The organism is Streptomyces sp. NPDC111606, assembly GCF_055656945.1.
Window position 1 is genome coordinate 608,126 of sequence record NZ_JBVKBY010000004.1, and the last position, 8,578, is coordinate 616,703.

Genomic DNA, 8,578 nt, shown 5'->3' on the forward strand with positions numbered 1-8,578 from the left:
GGGCACAACCGATCGGATTACCGGGTGCGGCGGCGCTGTTGAGCGTCGTCGCACTCGTCGTCTCGGCGGCGCCTGCCGACGCCGTGACGCAGGCGCCGGCACCGCCGCCGAGCCCGGCGGAGGTGATTCCGGGGCAGGAGACCGAGACCCCGGCGCTGGTACGGGGCATCCGGGAGCAGGCCCCTGCCACCGGCAGTGCCGCAGCCGCGGCCCGCGCCTATCTGGACGGCAGGCAGGGCCGGTACCGGATCCCGGAGGCGAACCGCGATCTGGTGCCCGCCGGGACCACCGCCGCCGACGGCCGCGAGACCGTCCGGCTCCAGCAGCGGCACCGGGGGGTGCCCGTCCTGGGCGGCCAGTACGTCGTCCGTATGCAGCGGCAGGACGGCGAGCGGGTCGTCACGGGAACCTCGGGCAAGTACTTCACCGAGCTGAGCACCGGCACGACGCCCGAGGTCGGCGAGGCACTCGCCGTCGAGCGTGCCGTCGACGCCGTCCGCACCGAGCTCGGCGACAGGAACTTCGCCGCGCCGCCACCGCACGAGGGGGCCGGGGAGGCACGCCAGCTCGAAGGCACCGCGCGCGGCCTCGTCGTACTGCCCGCCGGGACAGGCGTCCTCACCCGGCACGTCACCGTGCACGGCACCGACCCGGCGACCGGTGCGCCCGTGCGCCGCGAGGTCTACGTCGACGCGCGCGCCGGGTATCCGGTCCTTCAGTACAGCGGTATCAAGACGTTCGGCACGCCCCGCGCAACAGCCGGGCAGGCCGCGGCCGACAGGCGCCAACGGCTGGCGCTCGCCGCCGAGAAGGGCACCGGGGTCAGGCTCGACGGCACGACCGTCGAGCTCGACATCGACCGCGACGACAACCGTGGCCTGTACGTCCTGCGCGACCGCTCCCGTATACCCGTCGGCGACTCCGGCAACGTCCTGTCGACCTGGGATGCGCGCGGCAAGTGGTACACCGACGTCGGCGGCGTGTGGCCCGAGGGCATCCAGGAGTTCGGCTCGCCGACGCCCGCTTTCGGCTCCGAGGCCACCGACTCGGGCGCCGTGGACGCCCACTGGGCCGCCGGGCAGGTCTACGACTACTTCAAGGACAAGCACGGCCGCGACAGCCTCGACGGCCGGGGCATGACCGTCAACTCCCTGGTGGGTGTGACCAGTTACGGGCAGCCGTACGTCAACGCCTTCTGGGACGGGCAGAAGATGGTGTACGGCAACGGTGACGCCGAGTACCGTCCGCTCTCCGCGGCCATGGACGTCGTCGGCCACGAGATGACGCACGGCGTGATCGAGCATTCCGCGAACCTCGTCTACGCCGGCCAGTCCGGCGCCCTGAACGAGGCCATCGCCGACTACTTCGGCAACGCCATCGAGGCGGACGTGTACGGCATCCCCGCGACGGACCCCGACTCGGGCCTCCTGGGCGAGCGGCTCTGCCGGACCAAGTCCCCGCGGGAATGCGCGCTGCGCGACCTCGGCGACGGACGCACCACGGCCAAGTCGTTCCTCGGCGTCGGCTTCGCCACCGACAGCGGCGGTGTCCACCTCAACTCGACCATCATCGGCGGCGCGCTGTGGGACGCGCGCGAGGACCTGGGCGCCGAGACGATGGACAAGATCGTCTACCGGGCGCTGACCGAGTACCTCACGCCGCTCGACGGCTTCACCGAGGCCCGGGCCGCCGTGCTCGCCGCCGCCCAGGACCTGTCGATCCCGGCGGCCGGCCGCAAGACACTGCAGCGCGCCTTCACCGCCCACGGCATAGTGCCGGGCTGGGAGTCGGCCCTCGGCATGGACGCCGACGTCCTTCTCGACCGGATCAACACCAGCAACACGCACCTGGGCGGGGGCGGCGGCTGGTGGGCGGCGTCCAAGTCCGACGAGGACGGCACGGAGCCGTACTCGGTGTGGGCCGGGCGCGCCGACGGCGAGGGCCCGCCCAGGCTGATGAGCCCCAACGACGGCCGCTACCACGTCAATCCGGCCACCGACGGCAGGACCGTGGTGTGGCAGGCGTACGGCGCCGACGGCGTCGACGTCCTGGCCAGGCCGCTCGCGGGCGGACCCGTCAAGAAGCTCTGGCACGGCCGGACACCCGGCAGCTCGGTGGACGTCGACGGTGACCTCGTGGCCTTCGACTACGTCACCTACGGCGGGCGCCGGGCCGTGGCCTATCTGAGCATCAAGGATCCGGCGAACGTGGAGACGATCGGCGGGGGCACCTACTACCGGGCATGGGCGCCGTCCGTGAGCCACGGCAAGGTCGCCTACCAGGAGAGGCGACGGGTGCGCGCCGAGTACGCGGTGAGCACACGGGTCATCGACGCCGCGACCGGCGAGAACACCGCCGTCCAATCGGCCACGGACGGCATCGGTCTCGGCCCGACGGCCATCAACGGCACCCACGTCTTCTGGCTCCTCGACGACGACGCCACGAACGGGACGAGGGCAGTGCGCCGCGCCGCGCTCGACGGTTCCGGCGTGGTGGACCTGAGCCCGGAGTCGGGGCCGAACGCCCTGAACGCCTACGACCTGACGGTGTCCGAGGACAGGGTGACGGTCGGCAGCTACCTGGCCGACGCCCCGCTCAGCAACGAATCGGCGCCCAAGCTCCACCAGTTCACCGCGGCCGGCGCGCCCGATGATCCGGCCACCCGCAAGGGCCGCGTCTCCTGCAACCGGGGCGAGCAGTCGTCCGCGGCCGCGGTGGGCGGCAGCCGGCTGGTGTGGCTGGACTCGACGACCGGCACCACCGATGTCGTGACCCGCGCTCGGCCGGCGGGCCGCTGCGACTGACCTTCGACGGACAGTCCGGAAGGAGCAGTGCCAAAGGGACCGTTGGCCCGCCCGATGTCTGACAGGGCGGGCCAACGGCCCCCGCGCAGGGGGCCGACAGCACGTACGGCCCTTGAGCAACAGCTCCCGTCAAGCAGCCCCGTCTGCCGCCGCCCGCTGCCATGCCGCGTCCCGCAGCAGACGTAGTCCGTTCAGGCCTACGAGGACCGTGGAGCCCTCGTGGCCCGCGACGCCGAGCGGCAGCGGGAGCGTGCCGACCAGGTCCCAGGTGACCAGGCCCGCGATGAACACCCCGGCGACGACGAGGTTCTGCACGACCAGTGTCCGGGCCCGGCGGGAGAGGGCGACGGTGGTGGGGACGGCCGCCAGTTCGTCGCGGACGATCACCGCGTCGGCGGTCTCCAGGGCGAGGTCGGAGCCCGCGCGGCCCATGGCGACGCCGATGTGGGCGGCGGCCAGGGCGGGTGCGTCGTTGACGCCGTCCCCGACGACCATCACCTTGCGGCCGGCTGCCTCCATCTCCTTGACCGCGGCCAGCTTGTCCTGCGGCAGCAGCCCCGCGCGCACGTCCTCGATGCCGGCCTCGGCGGCCAGGTGGGCGGCGGCCCGGGGGTTGTCGCCGGTGAGCAGGGTCGGGGCGGCGCCGGTGAGTGCGGTGAGGGACACGACGGTGGCGGCGGCGTCGGGGCGCAGCCGGTCCGCGATGCCGAGCACCCCGGCGGGGGCGCCGTCGACGACCACGAGGACGGCGGTACAGCCGGACTGCTGAAGTTCTTCGGCGAGCGCGTCGACCGGGCTCGCGTCGTCGGCGTCATCGGCGTCGGCGAGCAGGTGGGCCGGAGCGCCCACTTCGACGGTCAGGCCGTTCACGACGGCCTTCACTCCGACCCCGGGTGCGGACATGAAGTCCCGCACGTCGGGCAGTTGGAGGCGCCGCTCATGCGCGGCGTCCAGCACGGCCCGGGCCAGCGGGTGTTCGCTGGGGTGCTCGGCGGCCGCGGCGAGCGTCAGCAGCTCGTCCTCGTCGAGTGCCGAGCCGGGCAGGGGCCGTACGTCGATGACGCGCGGCGTGCCCTCGGTGAGTGTGCCGGTCTTGTCGAGCGCGACGGCGTCGACCTGGCCGAGGCGTTCCATGACCACCGCCGACTTCACCAGCACCCCGTGCCGGCCGGCGTTGGCGATGGCCGACAGCAGGGGCGGCATGGTGGCCAGGACCACCGCGCACGGCGAGGCGACGATCATGAACGTCATGGCCCGCAGCAGCGCCTCCGAGAACTCCTCGCCGAACCCGAGCGGGACCGAGAACACGGCGAGCGTCGCCACGACCATGCCCAGCGAGTAGCGCTGTTCGACCTTCTCGATGAACAGCTGCGTGGGGGCCTTCGTCTCGGACGCCTCCTCCACCATCCGTACGATCCGGGCGATCACGGAGTCGGAGGCGTCACGTTGGACCCGGACGCGCAGCGCCCCGGTGCCGTTGAGGGTGCCCGCGAACACCTCGTCTCCCGGCAGCTTCGGCGCGGGCAGCGGCTCGCCGGTGATGCTCGCCTGGTCCACCTCACTGGCACCGTCCAGCACCCGGCCGTCGGCTCCGACGCGCTCGCCGGGCCGTACGAGCACGGTGTCGCCCACGGTCAACTCCGCGACGGCGACGCTCCGTTCGGTGCCGTCGGCGGCGATCCGGGTGGCCGTGGCGGGGGCCAGGTCGAGCAGTCCGCGCACGGAGTCGGCGGTGCGGGCGGTGGCGAGGGCCTCCAGGGCGCCCGAGGTCGCGAAGATGACGATCAGCAGGGCGCCGTCCATCACCTGCCCGATCGACGCGGCGCCGAGCGCGGCGACGACCATCAGCAGATCGACGTCGAGCGTCCTGTCCTTGAGTGCCTTGAGCCCCTCCCAGCCCGGCTCCCAGCCGCCCGTGGCGTACGACAGTGCATAGAGCGGGCCCCACGCCCAGGCGGGCGCTCCGGCGAGTTGCAGGGGCAGCGCGAGCAGGAACAGTGCGGTGGCCGCGACGGCCCAGCGGACCTCCGGCAGTGCGAGGAGCCGGGTACGCCGCCGCGGCACGGCCCCGGCACGCGCGGACACGGCCCGCTCGGCCGACGGCGGGGTGAGCGTCGAAGTCATGCGCTCAGGATACAGGAATAGATGAACACCCCTTCATGTCTTCATGTCGGGCGGGCTTCTTCCCGGAGGGACGTCCCTTCTCGGACGGACGCACGACGGCGGCCCGGCAGCCTGCACCCGAGGTAGATCGCGAACGAGATCGTGGTGACGTACGGGCTGATGGGGATGCTGCTGCCCAGGGCCAGCAGGATTCCGCCCTCGATGGAGGCCACCGCGAACACCACGCTCAGGAGGGGCAGCAGCACCGGTGAGGCCGTGAGCCGGGCAGCGGCGGCCGCCGGTGTGACGACGAGTGTGAGGACCAGCAGCGCGCCGACGATCTGCACGGACAGGGCGACCGCGAGGCCCAGCACGATCATGAACGCGAACGACAGCGCCCGTACGGGCACCCCCCGCGCCTCGGCCACCTCCGGGTCTGCGCCGGCGAAGGCGAGCGGCCGCCACATCACCGCCAGGGCGACGAGCACCACGGCCGACGTGCCGAGCAGCCAGGACATCTGCGGGGTGTCGACGGCGACGATCTGCCCGGTGAGGAGGCCGAACTTGTTCGCCGCCCGGCCCTTGTAGAGGGCGAGGAAGAGCACGCCGAGCCCGAGGCCGAACGGCATGATGACGCCGATCACGGAGTTGCGGTCCCGGGCACGGGAGCCGAGCAGTCCGATCGCCCCGGCGGCGATGAGCGAGCCGACGATCGAGCCGGCCACGATGTTCACACCCAGCAGCAGCGCGGCCGAGGCACCGGCGAACGACAGCTCGCTGATCCCGTGCACCGCGAACGGCAGGTCCCGCATGATCACGAACACGCCCACCAGACCGCCGACCAGACCGAGCGCGGCACCGGCGACGAGGGAGTTGCGGACGAGGGCGAGCAGTTCGCCGTAGTGGTCGAAGGTGAAGACCTGCTGCCAGATCCCGTCGGCGGTGGTCATGGCCGTACTCCCTGCGGCAGTTCGGGGTGGTGCGGCGACTGCCCGACTTCGTCGGGAACGGCGACGACCGTCACGCGGTCCCGGACCCGGATGACGTCGACCGGGGTGCCGTACAGCTGCGACAGCACCTCGGAGGTCAGCACCTCGTCGGGGGCGCCGACGCGGTGGCCGCCGCGGGCGAGGTAGAGGACGCGGTCCACCAGTCCCAGTACGGGGTTGATCTCGTGGGTCACGAACACCACGGCGGTGCCGTGGGAGCGGCGCCGGGCGTCCACCAGTTCCGTGACGGCCCGTTGATGGTGCAGGTCGAGGGAGAGCAGCGGCTCGTCGCAGAGCAGGATCCGCGGGTCGGTCACGAGCGCCTGCCCGATGCGGACGCGTTGCCGTTCGCCGCCGGAGAGAAGACTGACGGGGACATCGGCGTACGCGGCGGCACCGACCGCGGCGAGGACCTCGTCCACGCGGCGGCGTACGGCGCCCGTGCGCAGCCGGGGTCCGAAGCCGTGTCCGTCGATGCCGAAGCGGACCAGGTCCCGGGCGCGCAGCATCGCGTGGGCGGACAGGGTCGCCTGCTGCGGTACGTAGCCGATGTGGCGGCTGCCGTTGCGGGGCGGACGACCGAGGACCGTCAACGTACCGGCGGACAAGGGCCGTTGACCTAGGAGGGCGCGTACGAAGCTGGTCTTGCCGGCCCCGTTCGGCCCGAGTACCGCCAGGAACTCGCCCGGCCGCACGTCGAGTTCGAGGTCCTGCCACAGCACGCGCTCGCCGTAGGACAGAGCCGCCCCGCGCAGGCTGATCAGCGCGGCGTCGGCGGCCGCGGTGGACCGCGTCACCGGGCCAGCGCGCTCGCGAGCGCGTCGACGTTGGCGGTCATCCAGCCGAGGTAGTCCTTGCCGTGGGGCAGGGTCTCGGTCACGGGGACGACGGGGATTCCGGCGGCCGTGGCCGCCTGCTCGGCCTTCTCGGTCTGCGGGCCGGAGGTCTGCTCGTTGTAGACCAGCGCCTTGACCTTCTTGCCGGTGAACAGCGCCAGCGTCTCCCGCAGGGTCCTCGCGGAGACGTCGCCGCCCTCTTCGATGGCCTCGCTGAACTCCTCGGGAGTCGCGTTCTCAAGTCCGGCGGCCTCGATCATGTACAGCGGCACGGGCTCGGTGATGGCCACGCGCTCGCCGCCGTGGTCGGCCTTGATCCGGGCTTCCTTCTGCTCCAGCGGCTTGAGCTCCGCCTCGAAGCTCTTGGCGTTCCTGGTGAAGGTGGCGGCGTCGGCCGGGTCGGCCTTGGCCAGGGCGGCGGCGATACGGTCGGCGAGCCCGGCGACCGTGGGGAAGTCGTACCAGACGTGCTCGTTGAGCTCCCCGCCCGCCGGGGCGGTCTTCCCGGAGACCTTGACCGCGTTGACCACCTCGGCGGAGGAGCCGCCGCTCTTCAGCATGCGGTCGACGAAGTCGTCGTAGCCGCCGCCGTTCTCGATCACGACCTTCGCCTTGGACAGCGCCAGCTGGTTCCGCGGGTTGGCCTCGTAGGAGTGCGGGTCCTGGTCGGGGTCGCTGATGATCGAGGTGACCTGCACTTTTCCGCCACCTATTCGCTCCGCGACGTCCCCGTAGACGTTCGTCGAGGCCACCACCGGCACGACGGATGCGGCAGCGGGACCCTGCGCGGTGCCGGTGCCGCTTGCGGAATCCTGCGAACCGCCGCAGCCCGCAAGGAGGATCAGGCATGCGCCGGTTGTCAGCGGCACAAGCGGAAGACGACGGTACGAGGACACAGGCATGGAACCCTCCGAGGGCAAGGCGAATGGTCCGCCGAGCTCCACCCGTCCCGGCTTCGGGTCCACGCTAGATGAAAACGGATGTCAAAAACGTCTGACGGCCGTCCGAGCGGGCAACCCTTACCCAGAACTCACCTTCGGCGTCAGGGAGCGGGGACCTCGTCCAGGAGCTGAGGGCCGTTGTTGCGGACGCTGTTGACGGCCGGGGAGACGGGACGGGCGTCCAGGTGGCCGTCCGCCGGCGGGGCGAGCAGGGCGCGGAGGTCGTCGGTGTCCTGGTGGTGCGGGTCCAGCCAGGCGTCGTAGTGCTCGGGGGTGAGGGCGAGGGGCATGCGGGGGTGGATGCGGCCGGCGGCGTCGGTGGCCTCGGTGGTGATGATGGTGCAGGTCAGCAGCCAGGCGGCGGGGTCGTCGGAATCCTTGATCTCCGGGTCGCGCCAGAACTCGTACAGTCCGGCGAGAGCCAGGACCTGTCCGTCCTCCGGATGGATGAAGTAGGGCTGCTTGCGGACCTTGCCCGACTTCTTGTCCTCGACCGCGTCCCACTCGAAGAAGCCGTCGGCCGGCAGCAGGCAGCGGCGTTTGGCGAACGCACGGCGGAAGGCGGGCTTCTCGTGCACGGTCTCCACCCGCGCGTTGATCAGCCTCGCGCCGATCTTGGTGTCCTTCGCCCACGAGGGCACCAGCCCCCACCGCAGCGGCCGCAGCCGGCGCCGTACCGGCTCGTCCTCGCCGGCGCCACGCGGTGTGCGCTCGAGAACGGCCCAGACCTCGTCGGTCGGGGCCACGTTCCAGCTGGGCGCGAGGGTTTCCTCCGGATGCCACTCGGACACCTGGAACAGCTGGGCGAGGTCCTCGGGACTGCGGCTGGAGGCATAGCGTCCGCACATACGGCCACTGTGCCACGGTGCGGTCCGGCGGTCCTCACGAGCGGGTCGGTGGCTGTG

6 protein-coding genes are annotated in these 8,578 nt (G+C 72.1%); 1 reads left to right on the forward strand and 5 read right to left on the reverse strand.

What is annotated here, in order from left to right:
• The first annotated feature begins 38 nt into the window (after positions 1-38).
• Positions 39-2,804: a M4 family metallopeptidase gene (locus tag ACZ7M7_RS18035; RefSeq protein WP_472117724.1), complete on the forward strand. Its 2,766-nt coding sequence runs from the start codon at positions 39-41 to the stop codon at positions 2,802-2,804.
• A 129-nt stretch (positions 2,805-2,933) separates the two neighbouring features.
• Here the strand turns inward: ACZ7M7_RS18035 and ACZ7M7_RS18040 are convergent, their stop codons facing one another.
• The 5 genes from ACZ7M7_RS18040 to ACZ7M7_RS18060 form a co-directional block, all read right to left on the reverse strand.
• Positions 2,934-4,928 carry a heavy metal translocating P-type ATPase gene (locus tag ACZ7M7_RS18040; RefSeq protein ID WP_472117727.1) on the reverse strand — a complete coding sequence of 665 codons (1,995 nt, stop codon included), beginning with the start codon at positions 4,926-4,928 and terminating at the stop codon, positions 2,934-2,936.
• 41 nt (positions 4,929-4,969) lie between these two features.
• Positions 4,970-5,857 (reverse strand): metal ABC transporter permease, encoded by an 888-nt coding sequence (locus tag ACZ7M7_RS18045; protein ID WP_472117730.1) that lies wholly within the window; start codon positions 5,855-5,857, stop codon positions 4,970-4,972.
• A complete protein-coding gene (locus tag ACZ7M7_RS18050; RefSeq protein ID WP_472117733.1) occupies positions 5,854-6,693 on the reverse strand; it encodes a metal ABC transporter ATP-binding protein in 840 nt (279 codons plus the stop codon). Before ACZ7M7_RS18050 ends, ACZ7M7_RS18045 begins: the two co-directional genes overlap by 4 nt.
• Positions 6,690-7,634: a metal ABC transporter solute-binding protein, Zn/Mn family gene (locus ACZ7M7_RS18055; RefSeq protein ID WP_472117735.1), complete on the reverse strand. Its 945-nt coding sequence runs from the start codon at positions 7,632-7,634 to the stop codon at positions 6,690-6,692. Before ACZ7M7_RS18055 ends, ACZ7M7_RS18050 begins: the two co-directional genes overlap by 4 nt.
• 140 nt (positions 7,635-7,774) lie before the next feature.
• Entirely contained in the window at positions 7,775-8,521 is a 747-nt protein-coding gene (locus ACZ7M7_RS18060; protein ID WP_472117738.1) for an SOS response-associated peptidase, read from the reverse strand.
• Positions 8,522-8,578 lie beyond the last annotated feature (57 nt).

Coding starts and splice junctions, on each gene's coding strand:
- ACZ7M7_RS18040 (WP_472117727.1), bottom strand. CDS start 4,928: ATGACTTCGACGCTCACCCCGCCGTCGGCCGAGCGGGCCGTGTCCGCG.
- ACZ7M7_RS18045 (WP_472117730.1), bottom strand. CDS start 5,857: ATGACCACCGCCGACGGGATCTGGCAGCAGGTCTTCACCTTCGACCAC.
- ACZ7M7_RS18055 (WP_472117735.1), bottom strand. CDS start 7,634: ATGCCTGTGTCCTCGTACCGTCGTCTTCCGCTTGTGCCGCTGACAACC.
- ACZ7M7_RS18060 (WP_472117738.1), bottom strand. CDS start 8,521: ATGTGCGGACGCTATGCCTCCAGCCGCAGTCCCGAGGACCTCGCCCAG.